A 20,525-nucleotide genomic window follows, 5' to 3' on the forward strand; every position below is an offset into this window, starting at 1 on the left:
ATTGACTGCTGCTGACGGATCGTTTTCGTAAGGGATACCCCCAACGCCCGCGATGAACGATATCAAGCCGCACGGACACGGGGCCGGGATGGATCGCCATCCCGGCCCCGTTTGCGTTCGGCCTGCCGCGACGGTTTGCTTGACTGTCGGACCTGCGTTGTGAAACCGTAACGTTGGTGTAACGCGCCGCCTTCATGGCCCTTTGCGAAGGGGGTGGCGGCACGGGTTGCACCGCCCCGGAACAACGCATGCCAGCGACAGGGCCGATGAACGAACAGAGTCCAGTTCCGACGACCGACGAGCCTGCCGCCAACGGGCTGCCTGCCGACGCGCTTTATACCAATCGCGAACTCAGCTGGCTGTCGTTCAACCGCCGCGTGCTGGCAGAGGCTGCGCGAGAGGATTACCCGCTGCTCGAGCGGCTGCGGTTCCTGTCCATATCCGGCAGTAATCTCGATGAATTCGTGATGATCCGCGTGGCGGGTCTTGCCGGGCAGATGCAGCGCGGGATTTCAAAGCTCAGCATCGATGGGCGCACCCCGTCGCAGCAGATGTCCGCCATCCGCAAGGCGATCCGCGATCTGGAGTTCCGCCAACAGGCCGCATGGCGCGATCTGCGCGGACAGCTTTCCCAAACCGGCATCCACGTCGCCGACGAAAGCAGGCTGGATGCCGATGCCCGCGCGTGGCTGAAAGAGCATTTCGAGCAGCACATCCTGCCCGTCCTGACCCCGCAGGCGATCGATCCGGCCCATCCGTTTCCGTTCGTCGCCAATCAGGGCATGGGCCTGCTTTTCAACCTGACCCGCCTGATCGACCGGCAGGGCGTGGTAGAGATGATCCTAGTCCCCTCTGCCGTGCCGCGTTTCGTGCGCATTCCGGGCGAGGAGGCAAGCTATATCCCGGTAGAGCGGCTGATCTGCCGTTATGCCCACCTGATCTTCCCCGGCTTTCGGATCGAGGGCGACGGTGTGTTCCGCGTCATCCGCGATTCGGACATAGAGATCGAGGAGGAGGCCGAAGACCTCGTCCGTTATTTCCGCAGCGCTATTCAGCGGCGGCGGCGCGGGCAGGTCATCATGCTGGAACTGGATGCCGAGTTCGATCCCGAGGCAGAGGCGCTGCTTCGCGAACAGCTGGGCCTCGAAAACGCCATTGTCATCAAGACTGACGGGATCATCGGCGTGGAAGGTCTCGCCGAGATCGTTGATGAGGACCGGCCCGACCTTAAGTTCGAGCCCTACAGCCCGCGCTACCCCGAACGGATCATGGAGCATGACGGAGACTGCTTCGCCGCCATCGGCGAGAAGGACATCGTCATCCACCATCCCTACGAAAGTTTCGAGGTGGTGGTCGACTTCGTCCGGCAGGCGGCGAAAGACCCCGATGTAGTCGCGATCAAGCAGACGCTGTACCGCGCGGGCAAGCAATCCGCGATCATCAACGCCCTGATCGCCGCGGCAGAGGCGGGCAAATCGGTCACCGCCGTGGTCGAACTCAAAGCCCGGTTCGATGAGGAACAGAACATCCTCTGGGCGAGCCAGCTTGAACGCGCGGGCGTGCAGGTAATCTACGGCTTCGTCGACTGGAAGACCCATGCCAAGGTCAGCATGGTCGTGCGGCGCGAGGGGGACGGATACCGGACCTACTGCCACTTCGGCACCGGCAACTATCACCCGGTGACCGCGCGGATATACACCGACTTGTCGTACTTTACCGCCGATCCGCGCATGGGAAGGGACGCGTCGCGGTTGTTCAATTTTGTCACCGGCTATGTCGAACCGCGCAAGACAGAGGGACTGGTCATCAGCCCCATCGCCATGCGCGAAACGATTTACCGCAACATCGACCGCGAAATCGCCAACCATCGCAAGGGACGTCCGGCGGCAATCTGGGCGAAGCTCAATTCACTGACCGACAAGGGCGTGATCGACAAGCTGTACGAAGCGAGCGCCGTGGGTGTACCGATCCGATTGGTGGTGCGCGGCATATGCTGCCTGAAGCCGGGCATTCCGGGGGTTTCGGAGTCCATCGAGGTCAAGTCGATCATCGGGCGCTTCCTCGAACACAGCCGCATCTGGGCCTTTGCCAACGGCTATCGCATGCCCAGCCCGCGGGCGCGCCTGTTCATAACATCGGCCGATGCCATGAGCCGCAACCTCGACCGCAGGGTCGAAGCCATGGTACCGATCCGGAACCGGACGGTGCATGATCAGGTTCTACAGCAAGTGCTTGTCGCCAATCTTCTCGATACCGAACAAAGCTGGCTGCTTCAGCCGGACGGTTCCTATACGCGCGTCGAGAGCGGGACCAAGCCGTTTAACCTGCATCGCTATTTTATGACCAACCCGTCGCTGTCGGGCCGTGGACAGGCCCTGTCCGAAGACCAGATACCCCGTCTCGCCCTGCGTCGGGGCGCCAGCGTGTGACGTCGTACCAGACGGGAAAAAGCGCCTATCGCCGCCGCGTCGAGGGGAACTGGACCGCCGACAACGGCAAGCGGGCGATCATCGATATCGGATCGAACACCGTGCGTATGGTTGTCTATGGCGGATCGCCCCGCGCGCCGACGGTGCTCGCGAACGAAAAGGTGACGGCCCGCCTTGGCCGTGATCTGTCGCAGACCGGGAATATGGGCGACGATTGCGTCGAACTGGCCCTGATCGGGCTGGCGCGGTTTGCGCTGATCCTGGCGGACCTTGGCATCAAGGACGTAGAGACCGTAGCCACCGCCGCCGTGCGCGACGCGGGCAATGGTCAGGCCTTCATCGCGAAGGTGCGGGCCTTGGGCCTGAAGGTGCGGATTATTTCCGGCAAGGAAGAGGCGCAGACCAGCGCTTTGGGCGTGATAGGGGCATTCCCCGGTGCTGTGGGTACGGTGGCCGATCTTGGCGGCGGCAGCCTGGAACTGATCGAGATTTCGGGTGACGAACCGGGCGAGGGTAGCACCTTGCCGCTAGGCTCGTTGCGTTTGGCGGCCCTGCGTGAAGATGGCGAGGACAAGTTCCAGTCCCGCGTGGGCAAGGCGCTGAAGCAGGAAGGCTGGAAGCGCGAGACCGGCGGCACGTTGTTCCTTGTCGGCGGAACATGGCGGACGATGGCGGTGCTGGCGATGGAGCAGCAGGGGCACCCGCTATCCGACCCGCACGGGCTGTGCGTTGATGTCGGGATGGCGGCCAAGCTGGCGCGGCGCACGGCCAAGGCCTCGGCGCAGGATTTGCAGACAATTCCGCGCGTATCTTCCATGCGCGCCCAGATTTTGCCGCATGCGGCGGCGCTGCTGGGGTGCTTGCTCAAGACATTGCAGCCGGAGCGTCTGGTCTTTTCTGCGTGGGGCCTACGCGAAGGCTTACTTTATAACCGGCTCAGCGCGGCGGAAAAGGCGCAGGACCCGCTGTTGGCGGGTCTGTCGTTGTTCGCGGGCCAACACGGCGCGCCGCCGATGTTATGCACCCGGATCGCGGGCTGGACCGTCGATGCCGTACCGCGCAGCAGCAACGGGAACGAGCGGTTGCGGCTCGCCGCGACGATGCTCTCGCTGGCGTCGTTGCAGGTGGAGCCCAACCTTCGCCTGAATCACGCGATGGACTGGGCGCTTTACAAACGCTGGTTGGGGGTGGACGATGCCGATCGCGCGATGATGGCGGCAGCGGCCATCGCCAACGGCGGCGCGACCGGCATGCCACCGATTCTGACCGAACTGGCATCGACAGAGCAATTGGAGCTGGCGACGGCATGGGGCCTCGCCACGCGACTGGCCCGCCGGTTGGGGATGCAGTCGCAAGCATCGTTACAGGCGGCGCGGCTGCGGGCGGATGGCGGTACCCTGCTGTTGGCGATTCATGAAAGTCACGCCGCTCTCTCCGTGCCCCCTGTGCGCAAGGACATGAAGAAGTTGGCCGAATGCATGGGCCTGGAACCGGAGATCGAGATTCTCAGCGATGCGCAGTTCACGGCACTACGTACCAAAGACACCAGCGAAGCCGCATAATCGCCGCCCACACGAAAAAGGCCCCGGGAATTCCGGAGCCTTTTCGTTGTCAGTGCTGATCAATCAGATGTCGTTGCCCAGCTTGCCTTCGACCTCGCCCTTGAACTGTTGGGCTTCACCCTTGGCTTCCTGCTCGCGGCCTTCTGCGCGGGTGTTCGGGTTGCCGCTTTCCTGCTTTACGTTGCCGATGGCTTCGTTGACGTTGCCTTTTACCTTTTCCGTAAGTTCGCCCATCATGGCTCTCCTTATCTATTTGCAAACAGGCGGTTTTGCCTGCGTTTGATAAGAGAACGGCTGAACCGACGGATCGGGTCCGGCGCTCGTCGCACGCGCATTTCGGCTCATCGATCAACGATGGCGAAAAGGTGGCGGCGAGTTTGAAAAAGTGGCTCCCCGAGTAGGATTAGCACGGATTTCCACTAACGAGATGATATAAAACGGTAATATTAGTAAAAACTGGTTTATCGAGACTATTTTTCCCACATTCGTCCGCATTGCCCGAGCCGCGATTCTTGTGCAAGCATTCCCTTTTGGGGGTGTCGATGAATTGGGAAGCTATATCAGCTATCGGTCAGGTTGCCGGGGCCGCCGCAACCTTGGCGGCAGTCATCGTTTCGCTGCGTTTGGCGAGACGGGCGAGCCGTCCAAACCTTACAGTCTCTTTGCGTGAGCAATTGATTCTCATTGGCGACGATACCGAGCATGTAATGACATTTAGCGTCGTCAACGTAGGTGGGCGCGATGCTGAGGTCAGAAGCTTGGGCTGGCGCACAGGATGGTTCAAATGGGGTCCTGAGTGGATGCGCTTAAGACACGCTGTTCAGATGTTCGAACCTCGCATAGGAATGCTATCTCCGCCCTATATAATAGCTCCCGGCAGTGAAGTTTCGAGCCGTATCGGGCGTGATAACATTCTGCAGCATGCAGAGCGGTTCGGACGTACGGGACCGCTTTTCACTCGTAAGGCCCCTTGGGGGATCATTACTACAAGAACAGTGATACAAGCCTATACCGCTGACGGTTATCGTTTTCGTGGGAAAGTCGAGAGATCCGCGCTTAAGAAATTGGCAAATGCCGAGAGGGACGGGCGTCGTGCCGTCGAGATCGGCGCTTTTTCTAAATGAGCCATCGCTCTCGCCCTAAATCGCTGGATAGAGACAAGCCCTTTGGGGGCTAGGCAAACTCGGCTCCGAAATAGGTCCAGTTGCTCGATACCATCGCTTTGCCAGAAAGCGTTTCGTAGCACTGCACATGGAATGGGTCGCCGGGATCGGCCTCAAGCCACGGCGTTTCTAGGTTCGCGCCCACGAATGAAGTCGCCACCTGCCCGCTGGAGATGAATTGCAGGTAGGGGTGTCCGACAAGCCCAATGCTCATTTCGTCGCTGGTGCTGGTTCCGCCAATCCAGAACTTGGCATTGCTGTGCCCCGATGGCACGACAAGCTGCGTCTGGCTGGTGTCGGGATCGAACGCCCCGCCGGTCGTATCATAAACAATATCGGCGGTGCCGCTGCTGCCCCAATCCAAGATATTCCAGGTGCTTTGTGTGAGAGCCTGCGCGGTCGGGATTCGAAGCAGGATGCGCGGATTGTCCGATGCCTTCCAGATTGCAAGGAAGCAGTTGTTATCGCTGACCGTTGCAACCGAACCGGGTTTATAGCCCTGCGGATAGACGACAGACCCAGCGGCGGGCCGGATGCAGAGAACGCGCGCTGACCGGTAACGCCCTGAGTGGACTGATATGGGATGACCTGATTGCCGGTGCTGAGAAGATTCAGCCGTTCGGCGTTGGCCGCGCCTACCGTGCTGTACGCGCCCGCGAAATGATAGAAGCCTGCAACGTCGATGCGGATAGTACCGTTGCCGAGTAACGTAAAATCGCCGGTATTTTCCAGCATCGTGGTGAGCGGTATCGGGAAAGCATTTTCTGGCGCGTCATAGTTGCTTGTGCGCACAGCCACGCAATAAGGCGTCCCAGCGGGCAGCTTTTCCATCGCGAACCAAGTACGATCGGCGCGGCAACCACCTGTGCCAGAGCCAGCCAACCCGGCCACGCCGTACAGTTCGTCGTCCTCTGAAAAGATATAGGGCGCGGTCGTCAGGTTCATGTAGCAGACGCCGTTGAGGTCCATGTCGCAGTATTGCGCCCCAAACTGCTTTGGTTGCGCCCCGTTAAGGACAGGGAATGCTCTAACGTCATCAGCAAATGGGCCGCGCTGCATCAGGACGCGCATCAGCGCCCCGTCGAGCGCCGCCGGAACCGTGACGATGTTGCTCACGCCCGGTGCATACATGCCATAGGGGTCTGTATTCTCTCCCGCTGGGCCAAGGCTGTCATCGTTGTAAGGCGTCGCATAGGCCCCACCCACCGCCGTTACATCGCTGCCGGTAACGCCGATGAAAAGCACGCGCTCGACTTCCGCACTCTCTGGCGTGCTGTCATAGACTAGCGTGCTGCCGTGGTAGACGCGCCCGATTGCCGTGCTGCCGTGGTAGAGCGCCGCAACCTGATTTGCCCCGCGATAGATCGGCATTTACGCCTCCGGCACAAAATAGAATGTGTCAGCGTCCGGGGTCAGCGCATCGTATGCCGCCTGATCGGCAACGACGATAAAGCCAAGGTTCACTTGCGCGGTCGGTGCGTCGGCCAGATCGGAGAGGTCGTTTGCTGTCAGCAAGGGTGTCGCGGCAAGGTCCAGAACGCCGCCTGTCAGGTCCAGCCCGTCGCCAAGGCTGATTTCCTCTATCGCGCCTGTATCGGCGCTGTAGCGGCCCAGCAGGCGGTTTGTCGCCATTGTCAGCGCCGTGGCAGTAATCGGCCCGCTGGAGCCTGTCAGGCCCTCCATATAGGCCGCCATCGCTGCAATCGCCGCAATGACTGCGTTCATTTCCGTGGGGAAGTCACCTTGCCAATCGACAAAGGCTTCCGCCGCAGGCGTGAAGGTAGCGGGCGCTTGCGAACGCAAGGGTGCGTCGGGTGCGGGCGTGAGGGTCGGGATCGTCGGTGCGGGCATCAGTCCTTACTCTCAGGCTTGACGGGTTTCTCTGGCGGTCGTTCGGGATTTAAAAGCGCATCGAACCAAAGGCGCTCCGGCGACCACGGCGCGGGGTCTTTCGGCTTTTCCATCATATCCCCCAATCCGGACGCGTTGAATGGTCCGGTCTTGCCGCAGACAGCCGTAGCGAACGGCATCGGCGGCATGGTCGGGGCCGCTGGAATCCACGTCCTCAACCCGCTTCTGATCGCGGGCGAGATAGGGCACGGTTGACCAGAAATATTCGCAGACGCGCGACACATAGAGTCCGGGCAAATCGGGCTTTCCAGCGTCGGCCAGCATGCGGCGCATGATGTTCCAGCCGGTTAGGCGGTCGGCTTTCTTTGCCGGACTGAACAGGACGCCATAACGTGAAAACTCGTTGGCAATGCTGCCATTGCTGTGTCCGTGGGCAGCGAATATCGCATCGTCGGCCACACCTTGCGCTCGGACGCCCCAGCGCTTGCACATGGCAACGATTTCCTCCGCCAAGATCGGCACAGTCCAGCCAAGGCCTTCGGTTGGCCTGTCGCGCTTGCAGGTCGCCAGTTCGTCCACCAGCACAAGGCTGTCGCGGGGATAGAACTTGCCGTCCGGACCCTCGGCGCCGGGTGACTTGGCAACGATGTAGGTTGCGCTCGGCGCGCTACTGCCAAAGTCGTGGGTCAGGTATGTTCGCCAGCCCTTCGGGATTTCCGCCCACGGGTCCACCGCGTTGCGGCTTTCGTCCAGCACGCTCGCGAAATAGGCACCTCGGACAATGGCCCAATCGCCATCGATCCACGCCTTTAGAAGCTCCTGATCGTCAGGGCAGCTAGAACGCAATTGATCCCCATATTGCGCGCGGTCGATGAACTTGTTCCCTGCGAACGTCGAAGGCGCATAGACCCACTCGCGACCGGATTTTTCCTCGTCAAAGGGCTTCCACGGGGCTGATTTGAAAACATACCGCTTGGCAAGCCAGTAATGGCCCACGCCGCCCGGATTTGCCGCCATGACGACGCGGATCGGCACATCCTGCGGCCCGCGAAGGTTCGAGCGCAGAATGTCGAGCAAGGCGCTGTCCGGATATTGCCCCGCCTCATCCACCATCAGCAGCGTGAAGGTGCGGCCCTGATACTTGGCATAGTCGGCATGGGTCTCAAGCTGGCCAAGTTCCATGTAACCGCCGCTGGGAAAGCGCCAGACATGCTCGCCGCCGTTGTAACGCGCCTGTGCGCCGTAAATCCCGCCGAACAGTTCGCGCGTTATCAATTCAAAGTCGGCAATGCCCTTGTAGCTGCGGCGAATGTAGAGGATGCGCGCCCGCGCCCCGTATTTCACGACATGGCGCAAAGCCAAAAGGGCGAGGGCATAGGATTTGCCCCCGCCGCGCCCCCCGCCGAGAAAGACATCGGTATCCTCGGGGACGCCCATAACCTCTGCTTGGAAGGGGTTATATTCCAGATTCACTTTGCATCGCCTGATTGAAGGCTTCATTGGCGGCGTCGGCTTCGGCGGCTTCGCGCTCGATCCGCGCCAACTGCCTCGGATCGGTCAGCCCCTTGGCAAAATTACCGGCCGAGCGGCTTGCTGTGCTGACGGCATCGAGTACCTCGTCCAGCCTGGCCTGCTCGTCTATCTCAGCCCCGGCGTGCCGGGAAAGGATCATCTTTTTGTAGGCCGCGCTCTGCTCGGCGGTGATGCCGGAAAGCGTTGGGGATGCCTCCACGATCGCCGCCAGCAAGGGGCCGTCATTGTTATCGACCATATCCTTGATGAAGGCGGCACGGGCCTTGCCATCCATGCCGAAAAAGCGGGCACGCACCTCTTGCGCATATTCGTTCTGCTTCAAGTTGACCTTGGCAGCAATTCGAGCCTCGATATCTCGCGTGCCCGCTCGATACAGGTCAGTCGCCCGCTGGATCATGGCGGTGATTTCGCTGTCGAACTTCTTGCTGGCCTTTCCAATCTTCATCACATGTGCAGACGGCGTGTCGTACGGGCTGCGTGTCTTGCGCAGGTCGTCCAGTGTGGCGGCGCTGTCGCGCAGCCTGCTGACCTCGCCCTGCATGCGCTGTGCAATGCTGTGGTCGCCCATATCACGCAGCATGCGGTCGGCGATGTGTGCAAGCGCCTGTACGGTCGGGTCGGGCACGTTACTCATTGTCTGCATCCTCGACGGCAGCACGGAACGCCAGCACGGCATTGCCGAGATCGGCCTGCCCATTCGCAATCATGCGCTTGGCCTCGCGGCTCAGATGGTCGTGGAAGTGCGGAAAGGGTGGCGTTGCGCCAGCCCCCTCCTGCCTATGGCGTTCCTTCATGATCCCGCCAATGTTGCGGAACGCATCGCCTATTGCGCCAAACTCATCTCTGTCCATCGATCGTACCTTTCACTTTCTGTGCATACTGTTCGCGTGACATGGCCCCAGGCAGGGCGATGGTGACGCTCACACCACCGCCCTGCGCGCTCTGGTCGCCCTCCCGGTAGCCGTGACGTGCTTTCAGGAGGAACATGGCAGCCGGAGCGTTGTCTTGTTCCATTGCCAGCCGGAACAGCTTGTTATGCAGTGCCCAGCGTTCGGACTCGCGGCCCGCATCGAACGCGTCTTGCAGTTCGGGTTGCGCCTCTAGCCACTTGTTGAACGTCTTGGGGGTCGTGCCCAGCTTTGCCGCCACACCGACGACTGAGAAGCCATCGGCTGCATATTCGCGCACCAGTGCAAGCGCATTGGCCGGGGGCTTGCTTGGCTTTCCGCCGGGTCGCTTGAGCGGTCTATGGGTGATAGGCTTTGTCACGGCACAAGCACTGTGCGCTGTTCGATCGGCACCCTCTACGGACGCTCCCGCATTTTGCGAGCTTATCGGGTCAATGTGATGGTCATAGTGTGGGAAAATCGGTGACGCGTTCTGTGATCGCTGGGCATGGCCATAGAAAACAAGCATTTCCTAGTTAGGTTCGACTCTGAACGGCAGAGCCAGCCCTTTTTAGTGCGGGAGGAATAGGGGTCAGCGAGCCTTTCACCATCAAAACACCATCACCGCATCGGATAATGCATCCCGGTATCTCTCCGGCAAATTCCGTCCGTGAATGAACTTGCTGAGCGTGCCATGAGGGATGCCAAGACTGTCAGCGAGGCGTGATTGCTCCCCCGGATCATGCCTGCCGAGGTGATCGAGCGTTGATTGGCGCAAAGCGTCCAATTCGGCCCGCGTACATGAATTGGCTTGTTTCCGTTGTTCTGTTTCCAGTCCCGCTAACCTATCCCCCTGGCTAACTGTTTGTGGCTCAATATCTGAGAAATGGGCATCGGCGGAAATGACAGGTTTTTCCATTCCATCTGGCTCAAGTTCTGCGCCAGTGGGATGCGACGTTTCCAAGCCAATGTCAGAAACTGCGCCCGCTCGTGTCAGAAACTGGTCCCGTGAATTTTCGTGTTTCCACTTTTCATAGGCGTGTGACGGGGCGCGGTTCGGTCCCGATGGGCCGGCCAGCCACGTGAAGCCGTACTTGGCCGCGTGGGGTGTCTTGCGGCTAAATCCACCGCGTTCGCTGCAATAGAGGAAGCCCATCTCGATAAGTTCGGCAATGGCGCGGCGAACAGTATTCCGTGAGAGGCCGGTCATCTCTGCGCCGGTTCTGTCGCTGAAAAACCACTCGCCGTTGTTATCGCCATTTTCAAATAGGCCCATCGCCAGCATGACCTTTACGGCAGAGCCGCTAAGCGCCCGCCATGCGTCGGTGTCGATCTGCTTCTTGAACGATCGGACATGCTTTCGCTTATCGCGATAGGTTGAGCGGTCCTGCCCCATCGCTTACTCCGGATCATGTTTGGACTGGAATATTTCCCACCGGCGAGTTCTCATGGCCTTGGCAATCGCTACCCTGTCCTTCCACGACAGTTTCTCCGCCAAGATTTCCATTTCCCTATGCACAGCGCGCATCTGGAATTCGTAGTCTGCCAGCCTGACTTGATCGACGAGGCGTTGCCCATCTGTCGATATCCCGGCGCGGAATGCAGCCAGTGACACGATGCGGCCCGTCATTGTTCGTGCTCCTCTTCGCGCCCGTCATGCTCACAGCCGCCGGGATCGCTGATCGGACAGCCTACGCCGCCACCCCACATGCCGGGTCGATGGGGGCAGAAATCGTCCTCGCCTAAGTTGCCGTCCAGCTCGTCGCCGTTCGGTTCAACGTCGGAGTCGCCGTCCAACTGGTCTAGTCGTTCAAGGATGATGGCCGCTGCAAGGCCGCTGGTTTCCTGCATTGCTGTGAGTGTGTGCAGGATGCGTTCAAGATCGCCACGTGCGACCGGGATTGCGCCGTTTGTTAGCCCGGTTTATTCATGAGGCCGCAGCAGCGAAGTGGATGGGCCTTGATCTGACGTTGGCGGCGTAGTCCGGGCGAGCGTCTTCGACGGCATTTTTCACCGCGTCAGGATCAATGGGCTTTTCGAGGTTGATGGAATGGAGCTCGGAGTTCGGCGGCACAGCCGCACCGCCTAAGTAGGTGCAGGCCTGAGATTGGTGGCGATGGCTTTCAAAACGGAGGCATCGGGACAGGCTGACGCGAAGGCGACACGGATGCGAGTGGCGCTCTCAATGACGCGGGCAGCGACCTTGAGCAGCCTGAGGCGCAACGTTGCGAACTCGGCGGTCGCGAGCGAGGCTGCCTTGGGGATTTCCTGCTGAATGCGCCACAGGAGCCAGTATGCGGCGGTGTGCAGGATGAGGCGCATCTGATTGGCGTTGGGAGAGCGGCACGAGGTGCGATCGCTGGCCAGCTGGGTCTTGTGCAGCTTGATCAGGTTTTCGGCCTGACCGCGCGCGCAGTAGAGCGTATCATAGATGTGCTCGGCCGAGCCTTCGGTCAGCGAAGTGACGACATAGCGGATGTCCATGCCCATCGTACTGGCCTCGATCCGGGCGACGACGCGGCGCTGGCACTTCCAGCTTTTGGCCCCGTAGCGGGTCTCGGCATAGGTGCGCAGGACCGGGTACTGGCGCTGAGCGCGTTTGACCGCACAGGCATCGGCGGCAACGACGATTTCGGGATCGGCGCGTAGCACGGCGTTGGTCGGCAGGCCGAACACGTAGTCGACGCCGCAACCCTCGCAGACGGCCATGACCTCGGGCCGCCCATAGTGCCCGTCGCCGCGGATGGTGATGTGCGTTTCGGGCCATTGCCGGCGGATGTGGCGCACGAGGCGCCGGATGTGACCGGCAGCTTCAACACCAGACGGTGTCTTGCCGGTGCGCAGCAGCATCGCCACCGGCCGGCCAGTGGCGGTGTCGTAGACATGGATCGGCAGGAAGCAACGCTCGCCATGATGACCATTCCAGAACGACAACTGCTGATAGCCATGGACGACATCGCAGGTATCATCGATATCCAGCGTCACCGCCGCCGGCGGGGCCGGATAGCTGGCGCAGTAGATGTCGATCATCGCGGCCAGCATCTTCGCCAACTCGCGCGTGATCGGTGCATTCTCCCACCGGCTCATCGTCGGTTGGCTGGCCAGCCCCGCGCCCGATCCCGGCAGCTTGCCCAGGGCCAGGCGGAAGCCCGGATCGTCGCGCAGGGCATCGAGATCGTCGGCATCCTCATAGCCGCAGGCGATCGCGAACACGCGGGCACGCAGGATGTCGTCGAGGCGATGGATCACCCGCGCAGGATCGCGCGGATCGGCAATGCAAGTCGCAAGCCGCTGGCAGATACCCATCGCGCGCTCGGCCTGCGACAGCAACAGAACGCCGCCGTCCGAAGTGAGCCGACCACCGTCGAACGCGGCTGTGACTTTCTTGCGGTCGACCGCTGGGAATCGGAAGGGGCTTGCGATATCGTCGTTCATGGCGGGTGTGGCCTGTGGCATTTTCTGCCCTGCAGCAGGGCCGGTGTAGACACCCAGTTCCTAATTCAGATCAGAGGCTTATGCCACTCCCGCCAACCCTTCGTAGCCAACCCCGTGAATAAGACGGGTTAGGTGCGCGATATTCATGCGCGCCTCCTGTCCAGCACGCGATGACCATCGATGCGAAGGATTGCGAAAATCTCGTCGCACAGATGCCAGCCATCATAGATCTCCTCGCGCACGATGATGTCGAGCTTCTCGGCCAGTTCGCGCTGCGTTCCGACTGGGCACATCAAGAGAGCATCCATCGCCCGCGTAGTGATGGAGGAAAGACGGTTCAGTTCGTCCTGATACCCCTCCGGCTCGTCCTTTGGTGCATAGTCGAAAGCGGAGTGAGAATCGAAGGCGGCCTTGGCGATGCGATAGGCGCGGTGCAGTTCGTCAAAATCGGTCATTTCCCGCCTCCCGTTTCGTCAACAATCTGCCAACGACAGCACATTCTCAGACCGCCCGCGAAGCCGCGCGCCTGCCTGTAGTTGTCGAAGAGTTGCGGTGGGTGGTCTGCGGTCGGCGGTGTCACCGAGACCATGAACAGGCCCTTGTCGCCGCGTCCGATCGTAATGGAGCGGTCAACAATCGTTGGATTTTCTGTGCCCGGAATGGTAGGAAACTTCGAGTTGTTAGCCGCAACATTCGAAGCCCTTGCGCTGTGTGCGTGGGGGTTTTTCGCGTCCATCATACGTCCCCCGTTTCATGTGCGGCGGGGGCCTCATTGATGAGGCGGTGAAGCGAATCTGCCGTTGCGAGCGTGCGCCCGCCAACCTTACGCAGATCAATTTTGCCTTCGTTGGCGAGTTTGTAGAAGTTGGTTCGACCGATGCCGAGCGCGCTCAGCGCCTCCGGTACGGTGTATGCGATCTTTGCCGAGTTGTTCATATGACAGTCCTCCGAATGGTTGCGGACGACTATCCAACTATGTCGTGGTGCCCTTCTACGGACGGGGTTTTATTCTCTCGCGAAATCCGGCGAGAATAGTTCCTCGCCATCGTCTCCGAAGCGTTCGCGTAGCTTCAATATCTGGTCTCTGGCCGCTGCTAGGACGACTTCATCGCGCCGTGTTTTCGGTTCGGTGAATGCAAGCGCCATGATTCGACGATAAAAATCCGGCCACGGCCCGCCGGTCGCATCGGCGGCCCAATCTTCGCTCAGGATTGTGGGGTCGCGACCAAACGCGAACCTAAAAACGTGCGACAACTGGAAAGCGCGCTCGACACGTAGCGATTGGGCACGGGCATCACGCCAACGGGTCCGCTCGGGTTCTCTGTCCTTCAGCCTGAAGGCAACCTCTAACAGTTCTCCCAATGCCGTTTCGGCAGCGTCAAGGCGCGCCAAGTCGGCTTCAGACAAGTGGTGGCGCAATTCGTCATCGCTGCGCCTGATAGCGCCGTAAGCCTTCCCCGCCTTATCCCACACTTGCCCCCAGGCCGACTTGGATGCTGTTAGATTGGACGGAAACTCCTTTTCTCCGCTGGCCTCCTCGCAACCAATCGGCGGAAACGGCACCGTCGGCCCCAAGGCCTGCCGAATGGCACCGGCAACGCGATCGAAGCTCATTCTAGGCACGAGTTGATAGCCTGCGAGCGTTTCCTCCACCGCGTCGGGTGTAATGTGCCGCAGGAATGGATCTTCGCTCACTGCGCGTTCGCCAGCGCGACGATCTCAGCGCTATCCTCGCCAGTGGCGAAACGTGCCCAATTATTCATCAGGTCGCGGCGCTTATCGAAGAAATCGGTGCGCTTGTAGGATGCCTCCACTGCGTTCGGTACGGCATGAGCGAGTGCCGCTTCGGCAATCTCGCCTGCGACCGATGTTTGCTCTGCGGCCCAGTCGCGGAACGTGCTGCGCATCCCGTGGGCGGTGCAATTCATGCTCATGTCGCGCAGCGTCTTGGTCAATGCCATGTCAGAGAGGGCCACACCCTTGCCGTTCGGAAAGATATAATCGGAGCGTCGGAGCACTTTGGCCTCTTCCAGCACAGCGAGCGCTTGCGGGGTGAGGGGGACGCGGTGAGGCTTGCTCATCTTCATTCGATCGCCGGGAATCGTCCACACCGCCTGAGCGAAGTCGATTTCATCCCATGTCGCACCGCGAATCTCGCCACTGCGGCTGGCGCACAGGATAAGCATACGCAAGGCAAGCGCGCCCATGCTGGACTTGCCCTGCAAGCGGTCCATGAACGCGGGAAGTTCCTGATAGGGCAGGGCGCTGAAATTCCCCTTGGATGGCTGCTTGGGCAGTCGATCGGCAATCGCGGGTCCAAGTGTGCCCACGAACAGCGCGCCATCGGGACGGGTGAAGCGTAGGATGCGGACAATCAGGCTGCGGACCTGTCGCGCGACCTCGGGCTTCGTCGTCCATATCGGGCGAAGGCAATCGGCAATTCGGTCTGCCTCGATCGTCTGGACCTGCAACCTACCCAGCGAAGGGAAGGCATAGCGGGTAAGGTTCGATCGGTCCTGTTTCTGGCGCTTGGTGCCTACATCATCCGTTTTTGCGCTCAGGAAATCCTCTGCGGCCTCACGGAACGTGCGCAGGAGCGGTGCAGGCTGCTCCCATAGGGTTCGGGGGTCTCGACCATCGGCAAGCGCCCTGCGGACCTCCCAAGCCCTCTCTCGCGCCTCTGCCAGCTTGTAGAGCTTGGCACTGCCGATTCCGTAGTCGCGGCGCTTGTTGTTGTGTTGGAAGCGCGCGACCCATGAAGCCTGCCCCGGTGCGCGCACAAACAGGATCAATCCATCGCCATCGCTGTAACGTCCCGGCTTGTCGATCAGTGTTTTGACCTTGGCCGCCGTCAGTTTGCCCATAACATGCCCCCTCGGGTTGTCTGAGTTGGGTCAGTGCTTGTTCCTACACTGAGTACCACACATTAGGCGCGAATGGGGGCGAATGTCAATGAACGGTTATGAATAGGAAAAGCGCGCAGTTCTGCGGGGTTGCGCCCTGTTTTGTGGGCGGTCGTGAACAACGCTGAATGAAAAAGTGGCTCCCCGAGTAGGATTCGAACCTACGGCCATTCGATTAACAGTCGAATGCTCTACCGCTGAGCTATCGGGGAGCAGCCCATCTGGCGGGCAGGGGTGCGCCTATATGGGGCGCGGGCGGCTTTGGCAAGCCTGACTTGGCAGCATTTTTCACAACTTCGCCAGTGCCGCCGAAATCAGATCTCGAACTGTTCCGCCACGATGCGTTCGTCCAGGCTGTGGCCCCGGTCGAACAGCAGCGTCAGGTCGCGTTCGTGCGCCACTTCCACCCGGATCGAGTCGACATCGCGAATTTCCTTTTGGTCGGCCACGGCCGAGACCGGACGCTTCTTTGCATCCAGACAGCGAATTTCTATCGGCAGATGGTCGGGCAGGATCGCCCCGCGCCAACGCCGCGGGCGAAAGGCCGAGATCGGGGTGAGGGCGAGCAATCCGCAACCGAGCGGCAGGATCGGCCCGTTGGCGCTGAAATTATAGGCGGTGGACCCGGCGGGCGTCGCCACCAGCACACCATCGCAGGCAAGCTCGGGGATGCGGACCTTGTGGCCGACCTTGATCTCCAGCTTTGCGGTCTGGCGCGTTTCCCTCAGCAGAGAGACTTCGTTGATCGCGCAACTGGTAATCGTATCCCCGCCATGCGTAGTGGCCGTCATCATCAGCGGCGAAACCTCGAACTGGCGGGTGCGGTTCACACGCTCGAGGATCGGTAGCCGACTCGCCTCGCGCTTGTTCATCAGAAAACCGACCGTGCCCAGGTTCATGCCGTACGCGGGCAGGATGCGTCCTTTGTCGATCATCTGGTGCAGCGTTTGCAGCATATAGCCATCGCCGCCCAGAACGACGATGCCGTCGGCATCCTCGAACGGGACGAAGTCGTACGCGGCGCGCATTTCCTCTGCCGCTGTCTGCGCCTTGTCCGTAGGCGACGCGGTCAGCGCCAGCTTCTCAAGCTTCTTGCGGGCCTTGGCCACTGTCTTCCGACTCCCCCGAATTCGTGGCGGACCCTATGGGTCAGGGGCAGACAATGCAACGAACCTTCGTGCGCCTGTTAAGCCGCTTCGGTCTGCTTCATCGCCCGGCGAACGATGGCGGACAGGCCCTTGGTAAGCTGGAACAGGCCATTCAGGCGAGATTTCGGATCACCCCAGTTGCGCTCGATCACCAGCTTGTTGTCGGGCCGCAGGCGTGCCGTGCCCTTCAACCGCTCGACATAGCCGATCAGGCCCATCGGATCTGGGAACTCGTCCTTGTGAAAAGCCACGAGCGCACCGCGTGGGCCAAGGTCGATCTTGGCGATGTTCGCCTCGCAGGCCTGCAGCTTTATCTCGATGAGTTTGACGAGATTTTCGGTCGCGGAAGGCAGCGGGCCGAAACGGTCGATCATCTCTGCCGCCATCGCCTCGATCTCGTCCTTGTCCTTCGCTTCGTTCAGGCGGCGATAGAGCGCCATACGGATCGATAGGTCGGGGACGTAATCCTCGGGAATCATGATCGGAGCATCGACGGTGATCTGCGGGGAAAGGCCGCTACGATCCTCGACCACGCCCAGTTCGCCCGCCTTGGCGGCAAGGATCGCGTCTTCCAGCATGGACTGATAGAGCTCGAAGCCGACCTCGCGGATGTGGCCCGACTGCTCATCGCCCAGCAGGTTGCCCGCGCCGCGAATGTCGAGATCGTGGCTGGCCAGCTGAAAACCCGCACCCAGCGTATCGAGATCGCCCAGCACCTTGAGACGCTTTTCCGCGACCTCGGACATCTGTTTGTCCTCCTCGGTCGTGAGGTAGGCGTAGGCGCGCAACTTCGACCGGCCGACGCGGCCGCGCAGCTGGTATAGCTGGGCAAGGCCGAAACGATCGGCGCGGTGGATGATGATCGTGTTGGCGCTGGGAATATCGAGGCCCGATTCGACGATGGTGGTCGAGAGCAGGACGTCGTACTTCTTCTCGTAGAAGGCGCTCATCCGCTCTTCCACTTCACCCGCACCCATCTGACCGTGGGCGGTAACGGCCTTCACCTCGGGCACGGTTTCGTGCAGCCAATCCTCGATCCGGGGCATGTCGGCGATGCGGGGCACGACGATGAAGCTTTGGCCGCCGCGGTGGTGTTCACGCAGCAATGCTTCGCGAACGATCATGTCGTCCCACTCCATAACGTAGGTCCGCACGGCGAGGCGGTCCACGGGCGGCGTCTGGATGACCGACAGTTCGCGCAGGCCCGACATGGCCATTTGCAACGTGCGCGGGATCGGCGTGGCAGTCAGCGTCAGGACGTGGACATTGGCGCGCAGAGCCTTCAGTTTCTCCTTGTGGGTGACGCCGAAGCGCTGTTCTTCATCAACGATTACAAGGCCTAGTCGCTTGAACTTCACGCTCTTTGACAGAATCGCGTGGGTGCCCACGACGATGTCGATCTTGCCCGCTTCCAGCCCGTCGCGAGTCTCGGCGGCTTCCTTGGCGGGGACGAGGCGCGAGAGGCGACCGATGTTGAGCGGGAACCCGGCGAACCGTTCGCAGAAATTGGCGTAGTGCTGACGGGCGAGCAGCGTCGTCGGCGCGATCATTACGACCTGCTGCCCGGCCATTGCCGCGACGAAGGCGGCACGCAGGGCCACCTCTGTCTTGCCAAAGCCGACGTCGCCGCAGACAAGACGGTCCATGGCCTTGCCGTCCTCAAGGTCGCGCATGACGTCGCCGATGGCGCGGTCCTGATCCTCGGTCTCGTTCCATGGGAAACGGTCGACGAATGGATCGTAGCTTTGTGGGTCGGCTTCGATCACGGGCGCCTTTTGCAAGGCACGCTTGGCCGCCGTTGCCAGCAATTCGTGCGCAATCTCGCGGATGCGCTCTTTCAGGCGGGCCTTGCGCTTTTGCCAGCCTTCGCCGCCGAGACGATCAAGCGGCACGCTTTCCTCACCGCTGCCGTAGCGTGAGAGGACGTCGAGGTTCTCGACCGGCACATAAAGCTTGTCGCCGCCGTGGTATTCCAACGCGACGCAATCGTGCGGGCTCTTGCCCACCGGCACTGATTGCAGGCCGAGATAGCGCCCAACGCCGTGGTCGATGTGGACGATGTGATCACCGGGTTGGAGCGCCTGCAACTCGGCCATGAAGGCATCGGCGTCCTTCTTGCGCTTCTTCCGGCGGACAAGGCGGTCGCCGAGCAGGTCGCGCTCTGTAACCAGCTCAAGATCGTCTGTCGCAAAACCGGATTCGAGCGGGAGGACGACCGCGACCGGGCGCTTTTTGGCCGCCGTGCCCAGCGCTTCCTGCCACGTCTCGGCGGTGGCGGGTTCGTATTTTCCGGCCTCGCCAAGCTGGCTGACAATGCGTTTCCGCGCGCCTTCCGAGTAGCAGGCGAGGATGGCGCGCTTGCCGCCATCGGCCTGTTTTTTCAGGTACTTGGCGGCAACATCGTAGACATTGTCTCCGCGCGTGCGCTCTGGCGTGAAGTCGCGGGCAGAAGTGAAAGCGAAGTCGATGGTCCGCTCCGCCTCGGGCTCCGCGAAGATCGAGGTGCGGTGGACGGGCCAGCCCTCCAGCCGGTCTTCGAACTCCTCGCGGCTGAGGTACAGCGCATCCGAAGCTAGCGGGCGATAGGCGCCGGGGCTGGTGCGCGCGGATTCGGTGCGGGCGCGGTGATAGTCGACGATTTCGTCGAGCCGTTCGTCACCCGCACGCAGCGCGCCGCCGTCGATGATCGTGACGTCCCCGTCGCCAAGATGGTCGAACAGGGTCGCCAGCTTGTCCTCGAACAGCGGGAGCCAGTGTTCCATGCCAGCCAGCCGCCGCCCGTCGCTGACCGCCTGATAGAGCGGATCGCCAGTGGCGGCCGCGCCCCAGCGTTCGCGATAACGGCTGCGGAAACGCTTGATCGTGTCTTCGTCCAGCAAGGCCTCGCTGGCGGGGAGAAGCAGATGCTGCTTCACCGTGCCGGTCGTGCGCTGCGTATTGGGATGGTAGAGGCGCAGGCTCTCCAGCTCGTCACCGAAGAAGTCGAGCCGCAGACCGGCTTGCTCCAGTTCTCCCTTGTCGTTCTTCGCCTTCAGCCCGCTGGGCACGATGTCGAAGATCGATCCGCGCACCGCGAACTCGCCCGCGTCGATCGCAGTGTCGCTGCGGGCGTAGCCTTGCCGTTGGAGCAGGGCGATAAGGCTCTCGTGCCCGATCTCGGTCCCTTCTTCCAGCAGGCGCGTCGCCTCGCGAATGCGGAACGGGGTGAGCACGCGTTGCAGCAGGGCGTTGACCGTCGTGACCAGCAGCTGCGGGGTGTGATTGTCCTTTGGGCGCTTGCGCTGCAAGGCCTGTAACGCCGCCAGCCTGCGCGCGCTGACCGACAGGGCGGGGCTGGACCGGTCGTAGGGCAGGCAGTCCCACGCCGGAAACTCGATCACATCCAGTTCGGGCGCGAAGAACGGGGCGGCATCGGCCACCGCCGCCATTGCCTGCTCGTCGGGCGCGATGAACACGGCGCGCGCTGGCGATTTGCCATGCGCCGCCGCGCGGGCAAGGTCGGAAAGGACGAGCGGCAACGCGCCGCGCGCAAGCGAAGACAGCACCAGCGGGTTTTCCGCGGCGATTATACGGGGAAGGTCAGCCATTTCTAAGGGGACTATCTGGGCGTCCGG

22 protein-coding genes and 1 tRNA gene are annotated in these 20,525 nt (G+C 61.4%); 3 read left to right on the plus strand and 20 right to left on the minus strand.

Features of this window, described 5'->3' with window-relative positions; translation table 11 throughout:
• Window positions 1-266 precede the first annotated feature (266 nt).
• A complete protein-coding gene (locus AB433_RS06480; RefSeq protein ID WP_047820392.1) occupies window positions 267-2,429 on the plus strand; it encodes an RNA degradosome polyphosphate kinase in 2,163 nt (720 codons plus the stop codon).
• Window positions 2,426-3,991, plus strand: a complete 1,566-nt coding sequence (locus AB433_RS06485) for a Ppx/GppA family phosphatase (protein WP_053059023.1) — start codon at window positions 2,426-2,428, stop codon at window positions 3,989-3,991. Before AB433_RS06480 ends, AB433_RS06485 begins: the two co-directional genes overlap by 4 nt.
• Window positions 3,992-4,054: 63 nt before the next feature.
• On the opposite strand, the gene AB433_RS06490 is transcribed toward AB433_RS06485, so the two are convergent.
• Window positions 4,055-4,225 carry a CsbD family protein gene (locus AB433_RS06490; RefSeq protein ID WP_047823495.1) on the minus strand — a complete coding sequence of 57 codons (171 nt, stop codon included), beginning with the start codon at window positions 4,223-4,225 and terminating at the stop codon, window positions 4,055-4,057.
• 308 nt (window positions 4,226-4,533) lie between these two features.
• On the opposite strand from AB433_RS06490, the gene AB433_RS20390 reads away from it, so the two are divergent.
• Window positions 4,534-5,115 (plus strand): hypothetical protein, encoded by a 582-nt coding sequence (locus tag AB433_RS20390; RefSeq protein ID WP_156170698.1) that lies wholly within the window; start codon window positions 4,534-4,536, stop codon window positions 5,113-5,115.
• 49 nt (window positions 5,116-5,164) lie between these two features.
• Here the strand turns inward: AB433_RS20390 and AB433_RS20395 are convergent, their stop codons facing one another.
• The 19 genes from AB433_RS20395 to mfd form a co-directional block, all read right to left on the minus strand.
• Window positions 5,165-5,368 (minus strand): hypothetical protein, encoded by a 204-nt coding sequence (locus AB433_RS20395; RefSeq protein ID WP_156170699.1) that lies wholly within the window; start codon window positions 5,366-5,368, stop codon window positions 5,165-5,167.
• Window positions 5,365-6,525 (minus strand): hypothetical protein, encoded by a 1,161-nt coding sequence (locus tag AB433_RS20400; RefSeq protein WP_156170700.1) that lies wholly within the window; start codon window positions 6,523-6,525, stop codon window positions 5,365-5,367. The genes AB433_RS20395 and AB433_RS20400 overlap by 4 nt, the downstream gene beginning before the upstream one ends.
• Window positions 6,526-7,005 carry a phage upper tail fiber protein gene (locus AB433_RS06510; RefSeq protein ID WP_156170701.1) on the minus strand — a complete coding sequence of 160 codons (480 nt, stop codon included), beginning with the start codon at window positions 7,003-7,005 and terminating at the stop codon, window positions 6,526-6,528.
• A gap of 12 nt (window positions 7,006-7,017) precedes the next feature.
• Window positions 7,018-8,478 carry a phage terminase large subunit gene (locus AB433_RS06515; RefSeq protein WP_183309171.1) on the minus strand — a complete coding sequence of 487 codons (1,461 nt, stop codon included), beginning with the start codon at window positions 8,476-8,478 and terminating at the stop codon, window positions 7,018-7,020.
• Complete coding sequence (locus AB433_RS06520; protein WP_156170702.1) at window positions 8,462-9,172, minus strand: hypothetical protein; 711 nt, start codon at window positions 9,170-9,172, stop codon at window positions 8,462-8,464. Before AB433_RS06520 ends, AB433_RS06515 begins: the two co-directional genes overlap by 17 nt.
• Window positions 9,165-9,389, minus strand: a complete 225-nt coding sequence (locus tag AB433_RS06525) for a hypothetical protein (protein ID WP_047820398.1) — start codon at window positions 9,387-9,389, stop codon at window positions 9,165-9,167. Before AB433_RS06525 ends, AB433_RS06520 begins: the two co-directional genes overlap by 8 nt.
• Window positions 9,376-9,954, minus strand: a complete 579-nt coding sequence (locus AB433_RS06530) for a hypothetical protein (RefSeq protein ID WP_218916924.1) — start codon at window positions 9,952-9,954, stop codon at window positions 9,376-9,378. Before AB433_RS06530 ends, AB433_RS06525 begins: the two co-directional genes overlap by 14 nt.
• 81 nt (window positions 9,955-10,035) lie before the next feature.
• Window positions 10,036-10,821, minus strand: a complete 786-nt coding sequence (locus AB433_RS06535) for a helix-turn-helix domain-containing protein (RefSeq protein WP_047820400.1) — start codon at window positions 10,819-10,821, stop codon at window positions 10,036-10,038.
• 3 nt (window positions 10,822-10,824) lie between these two features.
• Window positions 10,825-11,055 carry a hypothetical protein gene (locus AB433_RS06540; RefSeq protein WP_047820401.1) on the minus strand — a complete coding sequence of 77 codons (231 nt, stop codon included), beginning with the start codon at window positions 11,053-11,055 and terminating at the stop codon, window positions 10,825-10,827.
• Entirely contained in the window at window positions 11,052-11,276 is a 225-nt protein-coding gene (locus tag AB433_RS06545; protein WP_053059025.1) for a hypothetical protein, read from the minus strand. Before AB433_RS06545 ends, AB433_RS06540 begins: the two co-directional genes overlap by 4 nt.
• 234 nt (window positions 11,277-11,510) lie before the next feature.
• Window positions 11,511-12,860: an IS1380 family transposase gene (locus AB433_RS06550; protein WP_169749280.1), complete on the minus strand. Its 1,350-nt coding sequence runs from the start codon at window positions 12,858-12,860 to the stop codon at window positions 11,511-11,513.
• A gap of 143 nt (window positions 12,861-13,003) precedes the next feature.
• Entirely contained in the window at window positions 13,004-13,315 is a 312-nt protein-coding gene (locus AB433_RS19390) for a hypothetical protein (RefSeq protein WP_053059026.1), read from the minus strand.
• Window positions 13,312-13,599, minus strand: coding sequence for a hypothetical protein (locus tag AB433_RS19395; RefSeq protein WP_156170704.1), 288 nt, complete (start codon window positions 13,597-13,599; stop codon window positions 13,312-13,314). Before AB433_RS19395 ends, AB433_RS19390 begins: the two co-directional genes overlap by 4 nt.
• Window positions 13,596-13,796 carry a helix-turn-helix transcriptional regulator gene (locus tag AB433_RS06560; RefSeq protein ID WP_047820403.1) on the minus strand — a complete coding sequence of 67 codons (201 nt, stop codon included), beginning with the start codon at window positions 13,794-13,796 and terminating at the stop codon, window positions 13,596-13,598. Before AB433_RS06560 ends, AB433_RS19395 begins: the two co-directional genes overlap by 4 nt.
• A gap of 69 nt (window positions 13,797-13,865) precedes the next feature.
• Window positions 13,866-14,555 (minus strand): hypothetical protein, encoded by a 690-nt coding sequence (locus AB433_RS06565; RefSeq protein WP_047820404.1) that lies wholly within the window; start codon window positions 14,553-14,555, stop codon window positions 13,866-13,868.
• Window positions 14,552-15,724, minus strand: a complete 1,173-nt coding sequence (locus AB433_RS06570; protein ID WP_047820405.1) for a tyrosine-type recombinase/integrase — start codon at window positions 15,722-15,724, stop codon at window positions 14,552-14,554. Before AB433_RS06570 ends, AB433_RS06565 begins: the two co-directional genes overlap by 4 nt.
• 176 nt (window positions 15,725-15,900) lie before the next feature.
• A tRNA-Asn gene (locus tag AB433_RS06575) sits at window positions 15,901-15,975 on the minus strand.
• Between the two features lie 102 nt (window positions 15,976-16,077).
• Complete coding sequence (locus AB433_RS06580) at window positions 16,078-16,872, minus strand: NAD kinase (RefSeq protein ID WP_047820406.1); 795 nt, start codon at window positions 16,870-16,872, stop codon at window positions 16,078-16,080.
• Window positions 16,873-16,949: 77 nt separating this feature from the next.
• Window positions 16,950-20,498 carry a transcription-repair coupling factor gene (gene mfd, locus AB433_RS06585; protein WP_047820407.1) on the minus strand — a complete coding sequence of 1,183 codons (3,549 nt, stop codon included), beginning with the start codon at window positions 20,496-20,498 and terminating at the stop codon, window positions 16,950-16,952.
• Window positions 20,499-20,525 lie beyond the last annotated feature (27 nt).

It is taken from the genome of Croceicoccus naphthovorans (genome assembly GCF_001028705.1).
Classification (GTDB): Bacteria; Pseudomonadota; Alphaproteobacteria; order Sphingomonadales; family Sphingomonadaceae; genus Croceicoccus; species Croceicoccus naphthovorans.